The 18,814-nt window shown below is 35.9% G+C and carries 20 protein-coding genes; 19 read left to right on the top strand and 1 reads right to left on the bottom strand.

Going from position 1 to position 18,814, the window contains the following annotated elements:
• Window positions 1-53: 53 nt before the first annotated feature.
• From H8R24_RS13035 to H8R24_RS12945, 19 genes are all read left to right on the top strand, one after another.
• A complete protein-coding gene (locus H8R24_RS13035) occupies window positions 54-695 on the top strand; it encodes an NAD(P)H-dependent oxidoreductase (RefSeq protein WP_187019719.1) in 642 nt (213 codons plus the stop codon).
• 50 nt (window positions 696-745) lie between these two features.
• The gene (locus tag H8R24_RS13030) at window positions 746-1,312 is read left to right on the top strand and encodes a YceI family protein (protein WP_187019627.1); all 567 of its coding nucleotides are present in this window, start codon (window positions 746-748) and stop codon (window positions 1,310-1,312) included.
• 335 nt (window positions 1,313-1,647) lie between these two features.
• Entirely contained in the window at window positions 1,648-3,048 is a 1,401-nt protein-coding gene (locus H8R24_RS13025) for an anthranilate synthase component I family protein (protein WP_187019630.1), read from the top strand.
• A gap of 57 nt (window positions 3,049-3,105) precedes the next feature.
• On the top strand, window positions 3,106-3,735 hold the full coding sequence (locus H8R24_RS13020) for an anthranilate synthase component II (protein ID WP_187019632.1): 630 nt from the start codon (window positions 3,106-3,108) through the stop codon (window positions 3,733-3,735).
• 85 nt (window positions 3,736-3,820) lie between these two features.
• Window positions 3,821-4,813 (top strand): anthranilate phosphoribosyltransferase, encoded by a 993-nt coding sequence (gene trpD, locus H8R24_RS13015; RefSeq protein ID WP_187019635.1) that lies wholly within the window; start codon window positions 3,821-3,823, stop codon window positions 4,811-4,813.
• Window positions 4,814-4,897: 84 nt separating this feature from the next.
• Entirely contained in the window at window positions 4,898-5,683 is a 786-nt protein-coding gene (gene trpC / locus H8R24_RS13010) for an indole-3-glycerol phosphate synthase TrpC (RefSeq protein ID WP_187019637.1), read from the top strand.
• Between the two features lie 160 nt (window positions 5,684-5,843).
• Window positions 5,844-6,482, top strand: coding sequence for a phosphoribosylanthranilate isomerase (locus tag H8R24_RS13005; protein ID WP_449404290.1), 639 nt, complete (start codon window positions 5,844-5,846; stop codon window positions 6,480-6,482).
• A gap of 12 nt (window positions 6,483-6,494) precedes the next feature.
• The gene (gene trpB, locus H8R24_RS13000) at window positions 6,495-7,676 is read left to right on the top strand and encodes a tryptophan synthase subunit beta (protein WP_187019642.1); all 1,182 of its coding nucleotides are present in this window, start codon (window positions 6,495-6,497) and stop codon (window positions 7,674-7,676) included.
• 154 nt (window positions 7,677-7,830) lie between these two features.
• Window positions 7,831-8,151 (top strand): gamma-glutamylcyclotransferase family protein, encoded by a 321-nt coding sequence (locus H8R24_RS12995; RefSeq protein ID WP_187019645.1) that lies wholly within the window; start codon window positions 7,831-7,833, stop codon window positions 8,149-8,151.
• A 54-nt stretch (window positions 8,152-8,205) separates the two neighbouring features.
• Window positions 8,206-8,967 (top strand): tryptophan synthase subunit alpha, encoded by a 762-nt coding sequence (gene trpA / locus H8R24_RS12990; protein ID WP_187019647.1) that lies wholly within the window; start codon window positions 8,206-8,208, stop codon window positions 8,965-8,967.
• Between the two features lie 189 nt (window positions 8,968-9,156).
• Complete coding sequence (locus H8R24_RS12985) at window positions 9,157-9,630, top strand: SRPBCC family protein (RefSeq protein ID WP_187019650.1); 474 nt, start codon at window positions 9,157-9,159, stop codon at window positions 9,628-9,630.
• 313 nt (window positions 9,631-9,943) lie between these two features.
• Window positions 9,944-10,594, top strand: coding sequence for a peroxiredoxin-like family protein (locus H8R24_RS12980; protein WP_187019652.1), 651 nt, complete (start codon window positions 9,944-9,946; stop codon window positions 10,592-10,594).
• 311 nt (window positions 10,595-10,905) lie between these two features.
• Window positions 10,906-11,415, top strand: a complete 510-nt coding sequence (locus tag H8R24_RS12975) for a TlpA family protein disulfide reductase (protein ID WP_187019653.1) — start codon at window positions 10,906-10,908, stop codon at window positions 11,413-11,415.
• An 11-nt stretch (window positions 11,416-11,426) separates the two neighbouring features.
• Window positions 11,427-12,125, top strand: a complete 699-nt coding sequence (locus H8R24_RS12970; protein ID WP_222617405.1) for a thioredoxin family protein — start codon at window positions 11,427-11,429, stop codon at window positions 12,123-12,125.
• A gap of 127 nt (window positions 12,126-12,252) precedes the next feature.
• Window positions 12,253-12,870 (top strand): YbhB/YbcL family Raf kinase inhibitor-like protein, encoded by a 618-nt coding sequence (locus tag H8R24_RS12965; protein WP_187019655.1) that lies wholly within the window; start codon window positions 12,253-12,255, stop codon window positions 12,868-12,870.
• 78 nt (window positions 12,871-12,948) lie between these two features.
• Entirely contained in the window at window positions 12,949-13,626 is a 678-nt protein-coding gene (locus tag H8R24_RS12960) for a response regulator transcription factor (RefSeq protein ID WP_187019657.1), read from the top strand.
• Window positions 13,619-14,884: a sensor histidine kinase gene (locus tag H8R24_RS12955; protein WP_187019659.1), complete on the top strand. Its 1,266-nt coding sequence runs from the start codon at window positions 13,619-13,621 to the stop codon at window positions 14,882-14,884. Before H8R24_RS12960 ends, H8R24_RS12955 begins: the two co-directional genes overlap by 8 nt.
• Window positions 14,885-15,008: 124 nt before the next feature.
• Entirely contained in the window at window positions 15,009-17,420 is a 2,412-nt protein-coding gene (locus H8R24_RS12950; RefSeq protein WP_187019662.1) for a TonB-dependent receptor domain-containing protein, read from the top strand.
• A gap of 149 nt (window positions 17,421-17,569) precedes the next feature.
• Window positions 17,570-18,085 (top strand): GNAT family N-acetyltransferase, encoded by a 516-nt coding sequence (locus tag H8R24_RS12945; RefSeq protein WP_187019665.1) that lies wholly within the window; start codon window positions 17,570-17,572, stop codon window positions 18,083-18,085.
• Between the two features lie 103 nt (window positions 18,086-18,188).
• Here the strand turns inward: H8R24_RS12945 and H8R24_RS12940 are convergent, their stop codons facing one another.
• Window positions 18,189-18,752 (bottom strand): DUF4494 domain-containing protein, encoded by a 564-nt coding sequence (locus H8R24_RS12940; protein ID WP_187019667.1) that lies wholly within the window; start codon window positions 18,750-18,752, stop codon window positions 18,189-18,191.
• Between the last annotated feature and the right edge of the window lie 62 nt (window positions 18,753-18,814).

The raw sequence follows: 18,814 nt of genomic DNA, 5'->3' as shown, positions 1-18,814 counted from the left end.
GTTATAATATAGACCAAATATAATATAAAAAAACCAATTATCAAAATTGGTTTATATTATATTTTTGTTCGGTATTAGACCATCAAAATTGGCGTTATGCCACAAAAAAATACGACAACAGTAAAAAAGTAAGTACTGAAGACCTTGCCTTCTTAAAAGAAGCCGTTCGCCTAAGTGCATCTTCGTACGGATTACAATTATACAAAGTATTAATTATCGAAAGTGATGAGGTAAAAGCGAAGTTAGTTGCTGCTTCTTACGGACAAACTCAAGTTGCAGATGCATCGCATATCTTTGTATTTGCATCGCAAACCAATGTAGGGAATACTGAAATAGATGCTTATTTGAAAAATGCTAGCGAAACAAGAAAGCTTCCTATCGAAGCTCTTGCTGGTTATGGCGATTTCATGAAAGGCACCATCAACCCGATGCCTGAAGACGCTAAAAGTATCTGGACAGCAAAACAAACGTATATTGCAATGGCAAATTTATTGAGCGCCGCTGCCGAGTTAAATATTGATGCAACTCCTATGGAAGGATTTAATGCCGCTCAATTTAATGAAATATTAGGCCTAGATAAATTAAACTTAAACGCAACCGTAATCGTTCCTGTAGGTTACCGTCACGCTGAGGATGACACACAACATTACATTAAAGTAAGAAAATCTAACGAAGATTTATTCATCACAATATAATTATAATTCGAACTCAAATTAAACTAAATACAAACACAAAAATTAAACAAATGAAAAATTTAAAAGCAATCGCATTAGCACTAGTTGTAGTTTTATCTACAGCATCAGTAACAGCACAAACTAAAAAAGTAGATGTTACAGGAAGTACAATCAACTGGGTTGGAAAAAAAGTAACAGGTCAACACAATGGAACTGTAAACCTTAAAGATGGTGCTTTAGTTTTCAAAGGAACTAAATTAGCAGGTGGTACATTTACGGTAGATATGACTTCATTAACTGCAACTGACTTAACTGGTGAGTACCAAGGGAAATTAAACGGTCACTTAAAAGGAGAAGATTTCTTCGGAACTGAAAAATTCCCAACTTCTGTTTTGGTTTTCAAAACTATCGGAACAAAATCTAAAGACCTATATACAGTAACTGCTGATTTGACTATCAAAGGAATTACGAAACCAGTTACTTTTGAAATGGCTGTAAAAGGAAACACTGCTACTACAAAATTTATGGTAGACAGAACTAAATATGACATTAAATACGGTTCAGGAAGTATTTTTGACAACTTAGGAGACAAAGCAATCTCTGACGAATTTGAATTAGCTGTAGCTTTAAAATTCTAATTCTTTTTTTTAAAGTAAGATATAAAGGGACCCAACAAGCAATTGTTGGGTTTTTTATGGGGTACATTTAATTATTCTAACAAAAAACATCAAAATAATAGATTTTTTTTGGTTTTAACTGATTGTCATACAAAATTATATTTATATCTTTGACTTATGAAAACAATTACAAACAATACTTGGTGGTGGAATAATTTACGTCAGTCGTCGTGAACTAAGCTCCTATAGTATTTTTTGAATACAAATATAAAAGGCTTGTCATCACGACAAGCCTTTTTCTGTTTTTATACTTTTTTGAATAAAAATGAATTACAAATCATATAAATTTATTAGCCTTGAAATCATTTAAATTAAACACTAAATACAAACAAATACTCGCCGACACGATAACTCCTGTAAGCGTTTATTTAAAAATACGTGATAAATTCCCTAACAGTTTATTGCTTGAAAGTAGTGACTACCACGGGAGTGACAATAGTTTTTCGTACATCTGTTGTAATCCTATTGCTTCGATAAAAATTGAAAACGAAACCATTTTCAAAAACTATCCTGATGGCACTTCAGAGAAAATAGCCATCAATGCAACTACAAATGTTCCTGAAATAATTGAAGAATTTTCACGACAGTTTAAATCAGAGAAAAATGATTTCAAATTCATCAATAATGGTTTATTTGGGTACATTTCTTATGATGCGGTTCGTTACTTTGAAAAAGTAAAAATTGCAAAAAAAGAAAACAGCAATACCATCCCTGATGTGTATTATGCAGTCTATCAAAATATCATTGCCATTAACCATTTCAAGAATCAAGCTTATCTTTTTTGCCACAGTGTAGAGGATAAAAACAATATTTCTGAGATGGAACAACTGTTACAATCTAGAAATATTGCTTCGTATAAATTTACCAAAGAAGGCGAAGGGTTCTCTAACTTAACTGATGAAGAGTTCAAACACAATGTGGCTTTGGCCAAAAAGCATTGTTTCCGTGGCGATGTTTTTCAATTGGTATTATCTCGCCGATTTACACAAGGATTTAAAGGAGATGAATTTAATGTCTACAGAGCATTAAGAAGCATCAACCCTTCTCCTTACCTTTTCTTTTTTGATTATGGTGACTTTAAAATTTTTGGATCTTCGCCCGAAGCGCAAATTATTGTAAAAGATCGTAAAGCCGAAATTCACCCAATTGCTGGAACTTTCAAGCGTACAGGTGATGATGAAAAAGATGCTGTGCTAGCGAAACAATTATCCGAAGATAAAAAAGAAAATAGCGAACATGTGATGCTGGTCGACTTGGCTCGCAATGATTTGAGTCGCAACGGTCATAACGTAAATGTAGAACGCTACAGAGAAGTACAGTTTTTCTCTCACGTAATTCATCTGGTTTCCAAAGTAACAGGACATTTACACGAAAAAGCAACCACGATGCAAGTAGTAGCCGATACTTTTCCAGCAGGAACATTGAGTGGAGCACCAAAGCACAGAGCGATGCAACTCATTGAAGACTATGAAAAAACAAATCGTAATTTCTACGGTGGCGCCATCGGTTTCATGGATTTTGAAGGTAACTTTAACCACGCAATTATGATTCGAACCTTCCTGAGTAAAAACCACCAATTGCACTCACAAGCTGGTGCCGGAATTGTAGCGAGCTCTGATGAAGAAAGCGAAATGCAAGAAGTGTATAACAAGTTAAGAGCATTGAATACCGCGCTGGATTTAGCCGAAACAATCTAGCCCCCTAACTCCCTAAGGGGGAATAAAAAAAACATCAATTAGTAAAAAAATAAAAAAATGATTAACAACATATCTACTCCAACAGTTCCCCCTTCGGGGGCTAGGGGGCAAATTTTAGTTATAGATAATTACGATAGCTTCACTTACAATCTAGTACATTACTTAGAGGATTTAAACTGTGAAGTGACTGTGTATAGAAACGATGAGTTTGCTATTGATGACATTGCTCATTTTGATAAAATATTACTTTCTCCTGGTCCTGGAATTCCAGATGAAGCGGGATTGTTGAAAGCAGTGATCGAAAAATACGGTCCAACCAAAAGTATCTTTGGCGTATGTTTGGGTCAACAAGCCATTGGCGAAGTATATGGCGGAACACTTTCTAACTTAGATAAAGTATATCACGGAATCGCTACTAATGTAAAAACAGTAGTCGATGACGAGCTTTTATTTGAAGGATTAGGCAACGAATTTGAGGTAGGACGTTACCATTCATGGGTAGTGGATGCTGATTTACCAGATGTGCTTGAAGCCACTTCATTCGATGAAAATGGTCAAGTAATGTCCTTACGCCACAGAACGTATGATGTACGAGGCGTACAATTTCACCCAGAAAGTGTATTGACACCAAACGGAAAAAAAATGTTAGAAAATTGGGTAAAAAGCACCCAAATCTCTAAGGGCTAATAAACTAGCGAAAGACATTATAAATTTAAAACCCTATTTACCCCAATAGGCTACTCCCCTCCTTCGGAGGGGTTGGGGGAGGCTAATGAAAAACATATTAAATAGACTAATCAATCACGAAACGCTTTCAAAAGAAGAAGCTAAAGCGGTGTTGGTTAACATATCAAACGGAAGTTATAACCCAAGCCAGATTTCGGCCTTTGTCACCGTGTACATGATGCGTAGCATCAGTATCGAGGAACTAGCTGGTTTTCGTGAAGCGCTTTTAGAATTGTGTATTCGCGTGGATTTATCGCAGTATAATGCAATCGATTTGTGCGGAACGGGTGGTGACGGAAAAGACACTTTCAACATCTCAACTCTAGCTTCATTTATTACAGCTGGCGCGGGAGTAAAAGTGGCAAAGCACGGAAATTACGGACTTTCATCGATCTCCGGCTCGAGCAATGTGATGGAGAATTTAGGAATCAAATTCAGTAATGATGCCGATTTCCTTGAACGATCTATCGATCAAGCTGGAATTTGTATTTTGCACGCTCCCCTATTTCACCCCGCTATGAAAAACGTGGGGCCTATTCGAAAAGAATTAGCCGTAAAAACCTTTTTCAATATGTTGGGTCCTATGGTGAATCCTTCGTTTCCAAAAAATCAATTGGTTGGGGTTTTTAACTTAGAGCTGGCTCGAATGTATGCCTACTTATATCAAAATACCGATGTGAATTTTACTATTCTACATTCATTGGACGGATATGACGAAATTTCCTTAACAAGCCCAACAAAAATCATCACCAGCAGCATGGAAGGCATGTTGACACACGAAACTTTCAACGTGGGTTTATTAGCCCAAAGCGAAATAGAAGGTGGAAAAACAATAGACGAATCAGCACAAATTTTTACAGATATCCTTTCGGGTAAAGGAACCGAAGCACAAAACAATGTGGTTTGCGCCAATGCTGCCATGGCAATTGCAACAGTGACCAATTGCACACCACTAGAAGGTTTTGCCCAAGCCAAAGAAAGTTTACTTTCAGGAAAAGGATTGAAAGCATTGACAAAATTGCAAGAGTTAAGTAAATAAAAAAAAGTTTAAAGTTTAAGGTTTAAAGTTAGTCAAACCGAGAACTTTTAAACTTTAAACAAAGAAAACTTTAAACAAATCAGAATGAACATACTCGATAAAATAATAGTTGATAAAAAACGAGAAGTCATTCTCAAAAAATCCATCATTCCGGTTTCCCAATTGGAAGCTTCGGTATTTTTCGGGAAAGAAACTATTTCTTTAAGTCAGAATTTAAAGAATAGTAATACAGGAATCATTGCTGAGCACAAACGCCGCTCCCCTTCTAGGTCAGTAATCAATCACGGTTTCACTGTAGAAGAAGTGGTAAAAGGCTATGAAAGCGCTGGTGCCTGCGGAATTTCGGTTTTAACGGATGGAAAATACTTTGGAGGTTCTTTGGATGATTTATTGTTGGCAAGAGCCTCAGTGAATATACCGTTATTGCGAAAAGAATTTATCGTAGACGAATACCAAATATTAGAAGCAAAAGCACATGGTGCAGATTTAATTTTACTAATCGCAGCGGTATTAACGCGTGACGAAATCAAATCATTATCCGAATTTGCAAAAAAATTAGGTCTTGAAGTATTATTAGAAGTTCACAATCAAGAAGAATTAGAAAAATCAATTATGCCTACTTTAGATATGATTGGGGTAAACAATAGAAACTTGAAAACCTTCGAAGTAAGTTTGGATTTCAGCAAGCAATTGGCGAATCAAATTCCGAATGACTTTGTAAAAGTTTCCGAAAGTGGCATCAGTTCTATCGAAGCAATAACCGAATTAAAACCGTACGGATACAAAGGATTTTTAATAGGCGAAAACTTCATGAAAACCGATAATGCAGGTCAAGCTGCAACGGAATTTATCAAGCAATTAGCCCCCTAGCCCCCGAAGGGGGAACTCCCCTTTTGTGGGGAAATAAAAGAAGTAAGAGTAAACAAAGCGTTCGATTTTTCGCCAGAAAAATGGAACGCTAAATCACAAAACAATGAACAACGCAATCAAACATAACACAACGTCTCCCTCCCCTTCGGGGAGGGCCGGGGTGGGGATAAAAATCTGTGGTATGAAATACCCCGATAATATACTCGAGCTAGGTACACTCCTACCCGATTATATGGGATTTATATTTTGGGAGAAATCGGCTCGCTATTTTGATGGAATCATTCCTGAACTGCCAAAATCCATTAAGAAAACGGGCGTTTTTGTCAATGAATCGGTAGCAACAATTGTTCAAAAAGTGGAATTACACGATTTACAAGCAGTGCAACTGCATGGTAAGGAATCAGTGGCTTTTTGTGCCGAATTAAAAAAATCATTGTTAAACCATATCGAAATCATAAAAGTGTTTTCAATTTTGGATACCTTTGACTTTGCGGTACTTGAACCATTTGAATCGGTTTGTGATTATTTCCTTTTTGACACAAAAGGAAAATTACCCGGCGGAAACGGAACCACATTTGACTGGAAAGTGCTCGAGAAATATCCATCATCAAAACCCTTCTTCCTGAGCGGCGGAATAGGTCTAGAAGAAATGGATGCCGTTCATGAAATTTTAAAAACCAATTTACCCGTTCACGCCATAGACGTCAACAGTAAATTTGAAATAGAACCTGGATTAAAAAATATATCATTCTGTAGAGACGCACTGCAGTGCGTCTCTACATTTAATGATCCACAATAAAAAAATAAAAAGATGTCATACAATGTAAACGAAAAAGGCTATTACGGTGAATTTGGAGGAGCCTACATTCCTGAAATGTTATATCCAAATGTAGAAGAATTGCGTCAGAATTATTTAAAAATCACGGCTGAACCAGAATTTCAAGCCGAATTTGACGCCTTACTAAAAGATTATGTAGGTCGCCCTACTCCTTTGTATTTTGCAGAGCGTCTGTCTGCAATGTACAACACTAAGGTGTACCTAAAAAGAGAAGATTTGTGTCACACGGGTGCGCACAAAGTCAACAATACTATTGGCCAAATATTATTAGCCAAGCGTTTGGGTAAAAAACGCATCATTGCCGAGACTGGTGCTGGCCAACATGGTGTGGCAACTGCTACGGTTTGTGCTTTAATGGGATTAGAATGTATTGTTTACATGGGCGAAATTGACATCAAGCGTCAAGCCCCAAATGTGGCTCGTATGAAAATGCTAGGCGCTGAGGTTCGTCCTGCACTTTCGGGTTCAAAAACCTTGAAAGATGCTACAAACGAAGCCATTCGCGACTGGATCAACAACCCTGTAGACACCTATTACATCATCGGATCTGTGGTTGGACCGCATCCCTATCCTGATATGGTGGCGCGTTTTCAATCGGTGATTTCTAAGGAAATAAAATCGCAATTACTAGAAAAAGAAGGTCGTGAAAACCCAGATTACGTAATTGCATGCGTAGGTGGTGGTAGTAACGCTGCCGGTGCATATTATCATTTTCTTGACGAAAAAGACGTGAACATTATCGCTGTTGAGGCTGCTGGTCTGGGCGTACATTCTGGCGAAAGTGCTGCTACTTCTGCTTTAGGAAAAGTAGGTGTCATTCACGGAAGTAAAACCTTGTTGATGCAAACCACAGATGGTCAAATCACGGAGCCTTACTCCATTTCGGCGGGATTAGATTACCCTGGTGTAGGTCCTATGCACGCCCATCTGTTCGCTTCAGGACGTGCGCAGTTCATCTCAATTACAGATGAGCAGGCGATGGATTGGGGATTGAAATTATCCAAATTAGAAGGCTTGATACCAGCCATTGAAAGTGCACATGCCTTTGCCGTTCTAGACGAAATGAAATTTAAAAAAGACGATATTGTGGTCATCAACCTTTCGGGACGTGGCGACAAGGATTTGAACACTTATATTGATTATTTCAAATTATAGTTGGGCGTTACCGCTGAAAAAGCGGTCAGGCTATTCGTTACAATCTTTATTAGCTCGTTAAAAAACGAGCTAATAAAGGATTTTCACTACTATCCCTAACGCAAACAAAACAAGAAGATTTAGTTTTCATATTACAATTTCAAAAACAGAAAAAATGGAAAAATTATTCGCATACGGTTCATTAAAAGAAAATGACATTCAGCAAACTATTTTTGGACGCTCACTTCAAGGAACTCCTGTAACCTTGATGGGATACGTAGTAAAAGAAATCCTAATCGAAGAAGAGTTTGGAATGGAACCTTACCCTATTATTGCAGCCACAAATAACAATGAAGACACCATCGACGGGATGTTGTATGAATTGACCGTTCGCGAATTACAACTTGCTGATACCTATGAAGGCAAATATTACAAACGAATTGAAGTGCAATTACAGTCTAATGAAGTAGCGTGGGCATACAGTGCTACCACATAAAAAAGACAAAACACCAATCAATACAGCAGCACAAGCTGAATAAACAACATACTAATGAACAGAATAAATCAAAAATTACAACAAGGCAAAAAAATACTATCTATCTATTTTTCTGCTGGATATCCTAGCTTAACCGACACCGTTCAAATCATTGAAGATTTAGAAAAAAGCGGCATTGACATGATCGAAATTGGCTTGCCTTTCAGTGATCCATTAGCTGATGGACCAACTATTCAAGCGAGTTCAACGCAAGCTTTACATAACGGAATGACAACGCAAGTGTTGTTTGACCAATTAAAAGACATTCGTAAAACCGTATCGATTCCCTTAGTGATAATGGGTTATTTCAATCCAATGTTACAATACGGAATAGAAAATTTTTGCAAAAAATGCCAAGAAATAGGCATCGACGGTTTGATCATTCCTGATTTACCCGTAGATGTGTATGCTGATGAGTACAAAGCTACTTTTGAGAAATATGGTTTAATCAACGTATTCTTAATAACACCACAAACCAGCGATGAGCGCATTCATTTTATCGATAGTGTTTCTGATGGGTTTATTTATATGGTAAGTTCAGCAAGTGTTACGGGATCACAATCTGGTTTTGGAGCTACGCAAGAAGACTACTTCAAGCGCATTGCTAGCATGAACTTGAAAAACCCACAAGTTATAGGCTTCGGAATCAACAATGCCGAAACTTTCAAACAAGCTACCCAATTTGCACAAGGTGCCATTATAGGAAGTGCGTTCATCCAGCATCTAACCGAAAACGGAACTACTAAAATTGCCGATTTTGTAAAAGCAATTCGATAATATCCATTTTATAAAATAATAACAACGGCGTTTAAGTAAAACTAGATGCCGTTTTTTTATTACCCTTTTTAATGATGACAGTAATTATTTAAGACTACTATCTTATTACTGCTGCTTTAAAAAGTTCTGTTTTTTTTGCTTAATTTTAAATAGTAATAAAAACTTTGTTGGTTATTAAAAATAGAAAACATGAAAACACTTTTTAAAACAGACAACTATCTGGAGCCAATAGCGCTACTTGAACACGAAATAGACGCCAATTGTGAGTCCGTTTACCAAGCTTGGACTGATTTGGAGTTATTTAAAAAATGGTTTTGCCCTACTGGTTTTTCAATTGCACAAGCCGAAATGGATTTAAAAGTTGGTGGCTACTTTAGCATACACATGAAATCCCCAGAAGGAGAAATTTATCCTACAAGAGGAGAATATCTATTGCTTGACAAACCAAATCGAATGGTATATAAAGATTCTTGGGATGATGATAGAGCCAATAACGAACCTATTATTACCGAAATAATTTTCGAGCCTTTAGAAAACAAAACCATACTGAAACTATATTCAAGTTTTGCAACCGAGCAACAAAAAGAAACGGTTCTTAGTTCGGGAATAGAACACGGATGGAAAATGTTTTTTGAGAATCTCAATACACTACTAAAAAAGTAAAAACAGCGCTTTATCACTAACTATTACAGTAATGAACTATGTTCAATTTAAAACGAAACCTTGTAGTGATACTTTAACACCTTTTTCGGTAGCATAACACTATTGAGGAAAACAAGTTGTTATTAGAACACTAATATTGTGATCCAAATCTTGTTTAGCTATTTTCTCCATTACATTCTACACTAAAAATAAATCATCCATTTGGTAATTGATCCATTTGATTAGATCATTGAAATGACCTTAGAAAAGTCAAATATTTACAACAACTAACAGCAATACGAATCGATAAAACGATACAAATTAAAGCAAAATTATGAGCTATTTAAAAGAACAAACAGACGCCAAAATTGCAGCAGGACGCCAAGCAAATCCTGATTTCATGAGCAATGTTGACGCTATCATTGACAAGGCAAAAGCTTTTCAACAAGGCGCAGATGCTATCAAAGTTGGGCAAAAAGCACCGCAATTCGAACTCCCTAACGCCCAAGGCAAATTGATATCCTTAGAAAGTTTACTTGATAAAGGTCCGCTTGTTGTTACATTTTATCGCGGTGATTGGTGTCCGTACTGCAACTTACAACTAAGAGCTTTGCAAGCCCGATTGAGCGAAATTCATGCACTGGGTGCAACATTGGTTGCCATCAGTCCACAGGTTCCAGACGGATCATTGACAAAAAATGAAATTAACGAAATGGATTTTATTGTGTTGTCTGACCAAGATGCCAAAGTCGCTTCACAATATGGTGTTGCATGGGAAGTACCAGAATTCTTAGTAGCGCATATGCGTGTAGATCGCAACCTTGACCTCGACAAAATAAATAATGGCAACGGAAGTATACTACCAATTCCTGCTACATTTATTATAGGTAGTGATGGCCAAGTGGCATGGAACTATGTTAATGTTGATTATAGAACTCGTTCAGAACCAGACGACATTATTGCCGCTTTACAAAACACTAACTAAAAACATATTAGACTACAAAAAAAATAGCAATCATAAGTAGGCTTATCGCCACTTCACAAATAATTTTAAAACTCTTTTACATCAGCTTAGTAAAACAGTTAAAAATAGCACTCAATTAAACGCAAAACGTTCAACGCTTTTGCGTTTTTTATTAGAAAAAAATACTAACTCCCTAGCTTAGCAATTAACTAAAAAGAGCATAATTCCATCTATAAAATAAGATAGTTTATAGGTTGAATATCCCTAAACGTCTATTTGCTTTTTAAATGATATATTAGAATTGCATCTTTAACCTAATAAAAAATAAAAACATGAAAGCTTACCTCTTGATAACCTGCTTTTTTATTAGCCCTTTCTTTTATGCACAAGCAACAGAAACACAAAAAAGTAGCACGGCAACAGATGCAATTGCTGTTTATGATTTCAAATCACTAGAACCGCTATTGTACACCGAGACCGATAAAGTATATATTGTCAATTTCTGGGCCATGTGGTGCGCTCCCTGTGTAAAAGAATTGCCTATAATTGCCGAATATAAAAAGAACAATCCTACTGTAGAGTTGTTACTAGTTAGCCTTGATTTTCCTGAAAATATTGAAAAATCATTAAAGCCCTTTTTAAAGAAAAAAGGCATTACTGCAAAGGTGGTTATTCTTGATGATCCTGATGCTAACGGCTGGATTGATAAAATAAACCCTAATTGGTCCGGATCATTACCTTTTACCATACTATTTAACAGTAAAAACAGATCGTATCATGAACGGGCTTTTGTAGACAGTAAAGACTTAGAAAATGAAATTAACAAAATTATAAATCAATAAAACAATTCCCAATGAAAAAAAGCAATGCACTTTTAACGATGATCCTTTTAGTTAGCAGTTTTTTTATAAATGCGACTATGAATGCTCAAGACAGACAAGGACCACCTAAAGATGGAAAACACTCTGGCCCTCCTCCCGGTGGACATAATCCGGAGCAAACAGAAAGCTTGGAAGAAATGAGCGGGTATAAACTAGGCGACACAGCAACCGACTTTAAACTAAAAAATGTAGATAACAAACCATTTTCATTAGCAAATATAAAGGGTGCCAAAGGTTATATCGTTGTTTTTACATGCAATGAATGTCCATTTGCTAAAATGTATGAAGACCGTTTAATTGCATTACATAAAAAATATGCGCCCCAAGGATACTCCGTTATTACCATCAATCCTAATGCAAATGAAGATAATGAAGGCGAGAATTTTAAATCTATGCAAAAAAGAGCCAAAGAAAAGAAGTTTCCGTATGTATATTTAGCTGATGAAGATCAAAAAGTTTCTTCAAAATTTGGCGCTATTAGAACGCCACATGTGTTTTTATTAGATCGTGATTTAAAGGTGCAATACATAGGTACGATTGATGATAATGCCAAATCTGCGAAAGAGGTGAAAATAAAATACGTTGAAAAAGCCATTGAATCATTAGAAAATGGAAAAAAACCAGACCCAAGCTTCACAAAAGCGATTGGTTGTCCTGTGAAACGTAAATAAAGCTTAATTATAATAATAAAGGTTGTTAATAATCGAGATAGGAGTCATTACAAATGTTTTGACTCCTATTTTTTTTTACTTTTGGTTGTCGATTTAAATTATCAAACGCCTTATAGAACTCAATAAGATGAAGTACTTAAATACCCTGAAAATATTCCTTTCAGTTACCGCAATTGCATTTTTCATGAATGCTTGCCAACATAAAAACAGCACAGCTACTTATCAAAAATATGATGATTTTAAAACTATTAATACTAATTTTAAAATAACGAGTCCTGCTGTGGAGAAAGGCGTGCTGCTACCAGCGTACCAATGCGAAGAAAAAATTAACGACATTGAGAACTCTATTCCTTTGTCTTGGTCTAATGTGCCCAAAGGAACCAAATCGCTAGCTATTATAATGTACCACTACCCGAAAAAAGACGACAAATCAGAAGTCAACTCGTATTTACTTTTATGGAATATTGATCCTTCTGTTTCGAATATTCCGTACAAAACGGCCAATAATCCCAACTGGTTTATGGGTGCTAATAAAGACAAAACAGCAGTCTCCTATACTTCGCCTTGCTCCAAGGGTCCAGGAAAACACGAATACACAATTGCTCTTTTCGCTTTAGGGGAGAATTTAAAGTCATTGCCACAATCAAATTCGCTTGAAGTTGATTATGCAGTTTTTATGAAAGCCATAAGCGAAGTAAAAGTAATTGATCGAACGGCATTGACCTTTACAGCATCACGTGAATGATTGTCAGTTTCATTACACAAAAAAGGAATAAAAGGGTATTCTAAATTTCTTCTAAATTGATTGCTTATCTTTGCTTTCATGAAATTACTCCTCATAGAAGACGAAAAAGACTTGGCGCATAGCATACAAAGCTATTTGACAGGAAAAGATTTTGTGTGCGAATGGGTGTCTACTACCCAAGCGGCAATTGATAAGATTTCGAACTATGAATACGATTGTATTTTACTTGATTTGATGTTGCCAGATGGCGATGGATTTTCGGTGTTACAAGAACTTAAAAAGCAAAACAAAACCGAAGGTGTCATCATCCTTTCGGCCAAGGAGAACTTAGAAACCAGAATCGAAGGTTTCCAACTTGGCGCCGATGATTTCATGACAAAACCCTTTCATTTATCGGAACTTTTAGTGCGCATTCAGGCCTTAATTAGGCGTAAAAACTTTAATGGTAATAATCTTGTCGTTTTTAACGAAATTGAAATTGACACACTTGCAAAAGCAATAAAAGTAAAAAACGAGCAAGTTGCCGTCACTAAAAAAGAAATTGATTTATTGCTGTATTTAATAGGTAACCTGAACAAAGTATTGCCTAAAAGCGCCATTGCTGAACACCTTTCGGGCGATATGGCTGATATGCTAGATAACCACGATTTTGTTTATGCACACATCAAAAATCTCAAAAACAAACTGAAAGAGGCCGGTTGCGATGATTATATAAAAACCGTCTACGGACTGGGTTATAAGTGGCAAAATGACTAAAAACTTACTTTATAAAACCTCCAGAGCTTATGTGCTTTTTTCGGTGTTACTACTCGTAGTTTCGGCGCCTTTATTTTATTATAGCACTAAAAAATTATACATTGATGAGACGGATGATACGCTCCTTTTGCATAAAAATGAGTTTGTAAAATTCACTTTACCTACATTAAAAGTTAGCGAAATTGCACCATGGAATGCATACAATAGAAACAGCAAGATTCAAGTTTTTAAAAACATAAAAACCGATACGCTATTTTATACATCCTATCACGATGTTTTAGACAACGAGATTGAACCGTACCGCGAATTGAATGCTACAATTACCATTGAAGGCAAACCGTATAGCTACATGGAACGCATCAGTTTAGTAGAAACTGAGGATTTAATGCAGAATATTGCAATCCTATTTCTAAGTATCATTTCTCTCCTACTCCTGGGATTATTCGTGATCACTAAACGATTATCAGTCCAACTCTGGAAGCCTTTTTATAAAACACTTGCGCAAATAGAACAATTTGAAATTGATAAATCTAATTTACCACAATTCCCTGCCACAACCATCGCCGAATTCAACAGATTGAATGCTAGTATCGAAAAATTAATAGTCAAAAACACTTCCATTTATCGTTCACAAAGGGAGTTTATAGAAAATGCCGCTCACGAATTACAAACCCCTTTGGCTGTTTTTCAGGCCAAAATAGACAGTTTTGTACAAACGGGTTCTTTTACCGAAAAACAATACCAAGAACTAAGTTCCATAAACGAAACTATTGTTCGTATGACACGGTTGAACAAGAATTTGCTATTGCTTTCTAAATTAGAAAATGATAACTATAGCCAAAAACAAACGATTAATATACCAGAAATCATCCAGAAAAATATTGATTTTTTTAGGGAACAGGCTTTCGCAAAAAAGGTAACGATTCAGCTTCAGTTAACTGAAAATCTACTTGTTCAATCTAACCCTGTACATGCTGAGATTATGATTAGCAATATGTTTCTTAACGCCATCAAACACAATATAAACGAAGGTGTTATTCAAGTAAAAACAGGCCATAACGCTTTGATTTTTTCAAATTCGGGACAATCAAAAGCGTTGATTACAGATAAATTATTCAATCGTTTTTCAAAGTCAAATCCTTCTGATCATGGCAATGGTTTGGGACTAGCGATTATCCAGAAAATTGCAACCGTTAATAATTGGACCGTTTCTTATACTTTTAAAGAGCAACTGCATTCTTTCAAAGTACAGTTTTGAAATTTACTTTTGCGAAAGCGAAAAAATTCTAAATTTCTTCCAAATTGAATGGCAACTTTGTACTTCTATTTTACAAGAACTGAAAAATATTAGATTACAAATAAAATTAAAACATCAGATCAGAATGAAAACCAAATTAATTTACACTTTACTATTTATAAGCTTTTTCTCGGCAGCCGTATTTGCTCAAGACAAAAGCGTTACTGTCTCGGGATTAATCAAGGGCAAAACAGATAATAGTGCACTTCCCTATGTAAATGTTGTGGTGAAAACCGAAAAAGACAACGCATTTGTTAGCGGGACAGTAACGGACGAAGAAGGCCGATTTTCGTTGTCTAAAATACCTTCTGGAAATTACTTTATAGTTGTTTCATATCTTGGGTATGCAACCAAAAAACAATCCTTATATGTTGGGAAACTTTCGGATTATTTGGATTTAAAAACCATTGAAATTGAAGAAGAATCCACTTCGCTAAACGAGGTTGTCATTACTACAAAAGTAAAAGAGATCAGCGATAAGATGGACAAAAAAACATTTTCGCTTACCGATAACATCAGTCAAAATGGAGGCTCAGTATTGCAAGCCATGCAAAACTTACCAAGCGTAACCACCCAAGACGGAAAAGTGCAATTGCGCGGAAACGATAAAGTAACAGTGCTTATTGACGGAAAACAAACGGCCTTAACGGGTTTTGGAAACGCCACTGGATTAGACAACATTCCAGCTTCAGCGATTGAGCGTATCGAGATTATCAACAACCCTTCGGCTAAATATGATGCAAACGGAAATGCGGGAATAATCAATATTATTTACAAAAAAAATAAAAAAAATGGGTTTAATGGGAAGCTGGGTTTAACAACAGGTTTGGGTTCTTTATGGGTTCGAAAAGAGAATTTACCCACCATAAGACCGCAATACACTTTTACCCCAAAAATCAACCCCAGTCTATCGCTAAACTACCGAAAAGACAAAGTAAATGTGTTTTTCCAAGGGGATTATTTGTACACCGAAACACTCAATAAAAACGAATTTGTGACCCGAACGTATGATGACGGAACCATAATAAATTCGCAATTGAAAAGAAATAGAAATACGCAGTTTGCCACCTTAAAATCGGGGATTGATTACGCTATTGACGACCAAAATTCAGTAACAATCTCTGGACTTTTTGGGAGCGAAAAAATAATTGATCGTGGTGACCAACCGTTTTTTAATAGTGATTTTACAGAGCGATTGCGTTTGTGGCAGTTTCTAGAAGACGAATTGAAAACTACTGTTATGGCCACAGCTAGTTACCAACATAAATTTAAGGAAGCCGGTCGTTTATTGAATGTTGGTTTTAATTACACCTTTCATAGAGAAGACGAAAAATATTTTTACGACAATTATTTGCCATCCTCAACTGGAACAGATGCATTTAAACTATTGTCTGATGAGCAAGTCTATGATTTTAATATTGATTACATCAAACCCTTAAAATACGGCCGATTAGAAACGGGAATTAAACTAAGAAACCGCAATATCCCCACTAATATGTTGTTTATTTCAGGAGCAAATTCGGTTCTAGACAACAATGCAGGCGGATGGGCGACTTATAAAGAATTGATTCCTGCAGTTTATGGAAACTATATTTTTGAAAATAAAAAATGGGAAGCAGAACTGGGATTGCGACTGGAATATGTCAAAATTCAGTACGATGTAAATCCGGGGCATGTAGTGTATAAAAGTGACGGTTACAACTACACACAACCGTTTCCTACTATGCGCTTGGCTTATAAAATTAATGACAACGATAAACTTTCTATCTTTTATAATAGACGAGTTGACAGGCCTAACGAAGTGGATATTCGTATTTTTCCAAAATATGATGATGCGGAGATTATCAAAGTTGGAAACCCAGCCTTACGACCACAATTTACCAATTCGGTTGAAATGGGATTTAAAACAAGTTGGGAAAAAGGAAGTTTGTATGCTGCCCTTTACCATCGATTTGCTACCGGAACCATCACTCGAATTTCAAGTACTGTGCCTCCTAGCACTTTAATTTATGCTACTTTTCAAAATGTAAATAAGAGTTACAATACGGGAGTTGAAATGGTTTTGGCACAAGAGCTATCTAGCTTGTATTCATTCAATATAAACTTGAACGCCTATCGCAATCAAATTGATGCTTTCACGGTCGAAAACAAATACCCTACGACACATACATTCGCTGCTGATCAGCAAGAATTAATTTCGGGTAACCTAAAACTGAATAATAGCTTTCATTTTGCAAACGGAATTGATGCGCAACTTACGACCGTTTATTTAGCACCCGATATTATTCCGCAAGGAAAAATACAATCGCGTTTTTCATTAGACCTAGGATTAAAAAAAGCGATTCAGAAAGGAAAAGGCGAACTGTTTTTAAACGCAACTGATTTGCTGAATACTATGATCATCAAAAAACAAATTGACGGTCAAGGTTTCAAATATACCAGCAATGATTATTATGAAACCCAAGTCGTACGATTTGGCTACAGTTATAAATTTTAAAACAACTTCAATTGTTTAATTCTAAATGCGTAAAGTCTTGAATTTTACGCATTTATTACTTGCATTAACATCTTATAAATCCATTTAGAAATAACCGAAAATAAAACTTAATTTTGATTTCTTATTTCACCACAACTTTAAAACACACCATGAACTACCATTTTAGAAAAGCAGATTTATCCGAGAAAAATACGGTTTGGGAAATTTTACAGCAAGCCATTATTCGACGCAAAAAAGACGGTAGCAATCAATGGCAGGATGGTTATCCCAATCCTGATGTGGTACAAAATGATATCGAAAAAGGCTACGGTTATGTTTTAGTTGATCAAGAAACCATTATTGGGTACACCGCCGTTTTACTAAATGATGAGCCTGCATATGCTGGAATAGAAGGAAAATGGTTGACTAATGGGGATTTTGTTGTTATTCATCGTGTAGCAGTTTCAGAAAGTCAATTGGGAAAAGGTCTTGCCAAAATAATCATGGGGTTTATTGAAGAATTGGCGCTTAAGAATCATATTTATAGCGTTAAAGCCGATACGAATTTTGACAATATCCCGATGATGAAGGTTTTTGAAGGTTTAGGATATACTCTTTGTGGCGAAGTTTTCTTTAGAGGAAGTCCTAGAAAAGCGTATGAAAAAGTATTGGCAATTCAAGATTAGTTGAACATTGATCGAATAAAAAACCGCAAATTCGCAAATTAAACCACTTAAAAAATGGTTATACTAATTTGCGAATTTGCGGTGTTATTGTAAAGAAAAAATATTATAGGGCAGCTTCTTCTTCCACCTCTTCTTCAGTTGCAAACTCCATATGATCTTCTACATCTGCGACTACTTCAGGTTTGGATGCTTTTAAAACATTAAAACGTTCTATTTTTTCTAAATCTCCTTCTTCTCCAGAGAAATAGGGGAATACATCCATAATCGGAGACTCTGTAATAGCAGGAATACTGTAATCTCCCATTGTACCTTTCATCACAGCTGTTGTATTATCAAAAGCTTCTTTTACATCATTGGCTTGCAATAAAATATACATATTCGTTTTGCGTTCTTTTCCGCTTTCTTCATCATAAGCGAGCAAAGATACTTTCGACTTAAACCAACGGTCACAGTTTTCAAAAGGGTGAATCTCTGCATAATTTGCTACTTTTATATTCGTGATTTTGAATTCTTCACTGATATAAGCCGACATCTCTTCATTGATTCTGCTTTCTGCTTCTGTGTATGATAAAGCATCTACTAAATACGGTTCAGTAGTCACTTTTTGTGTTCCAGTATCATCTGTCTTTCTATATTTTACTTTGCATTCGTACCAAGTTGCGCTCATAATTTTATTTTTTAAGGATGTCAAAGATAGATTTTTAAAGAAAAAAAAATCGCCAATTCATC

The sequence above is a fragment of the Flavobacterium muglaense genome (genome assembly GCF_014305155.1).
GTDB lineage: Bacteria > Bacteroidota > Bacteroidia > Flavobacteriales > Flavobacteriaceae > Flavobacterium > Flavobacterium muglaense.
This window is presented reverse-complemented; position numbering and strand designations above follow the sequence as displayed.

Bases quoted from the DNA above. Each gene is read 5' to 3' on its own strand.
- H8R24_RS13030 (WP_187019627.1), top strand. From the start codon at position 746: ATGAAAAATTTAAAAGCAATCGCATTAGCACTAGTTGTAGTTTTATCT.
- H8R24_RS13020 (WP_187019632.1), top strand. From the start codon at position 3,106: ATGATTAACAACATATCTACTCCAACAGTTCCCCCTTCGGGGGCTAGG.
- trpD (WP_187019635.1), top strand. From the start codon at position 3,821: ATGAAAAACATATTAAATAGACTAATCAATCACGAAACGCTTTCAAAA.
- trpC (WP_187019637.1), top strand. From the start codon at position 4,898: ATGAACATACTCGATAAAATAATAGTTGATAAAAAACGAGAAGTCATT.
- trpB (WP_187019642.1), top strand. From the start codon at position 6,495: ATGTCATACAATGTAAACGAAAAAGGCTATTACGGTGAATTTGGAGGA.
- H8R24_RS12995 (WP_187019645.1), top strand. From the start codon at position 7,831: ATGGAAAAATTATTCGCATACGGTTCATTAAAAGAAAATGACATTCAG.
- trpA (WP_187019647.1), top strand. From the start codon at position 8,206: ATGAACAGAATAAATCAAAAATTACAACAAGGCAAAAAAATACTATCT.
- H8R24_RS12985 (WP_187019650.1), top strand. From the start codon at position 9,157: ATGAAAACACTTTTTAAAACAGACAACTATCTGGAGCCAATAGCGCTA.
- H8R24_RS12980 (WP_187019652.1), top strand. From the start codon at position 9,944: ATGAGCTATTTAAAAGAACAAACAGACGCCAAAATTGCAGCAGGACGC.
- H8R24_RS12975 (WP_187019653.1), top strand. From the start codon at position 10,906: ATGAAAGCTTACCTCTTGATAACCTGCTTTTTTATTAGCCCTTTCTTT.
- H8R24_RS12970 (WP_222617405.1), top strand. From the start codon at position 11,427: ATGAAAAAAAGCAATGCACTTTTAACGATGATCCTTTTAGTTAGCAGT.
- H8R24_RS12965 (WP_187019655.1), top strand. From the start codon at position 12,253: ATGAAGTACTTAAATACCCTGAAAATATTCCTTTCAGTTACCGCAATT.
- H8R24_RS12960 (WP_187019657.1), top strand. From the start codon at position 12,949: ATGAAATTACTCCTCATAGAAGACGAAAAAGACTTGGCGCATAGCATA.
- H8R24_RS12955 (WP_187019659.1), top strand. From the start codon at position 13,619: ATGACTAAAAACTTACTTTATAAAACCTCCAGAGCTTATGTGCTTTTT.
- H8R24_RS12950 (WP_187019662.1), top strand. From the start codon at position 15,009: ATGAAAACCAAATTAATTTACACTTTACTATTTATAAGCTTTTTCTCG.
- H8R24_RS12945 (WP_187019665.1), top strand. From the start codon at position 17,570: ATGAACTACCATTTTAGAAAAGCAGATTTATCCGAGAAAAATACGGTT.
- H8R24_RS12940 (WP_187019667.1), bottom strand. From the start codon at position 18,752: ATGAGCGCAACTTGGTACGAATGCAAAGTAAAATATAGAAAGACAGAT.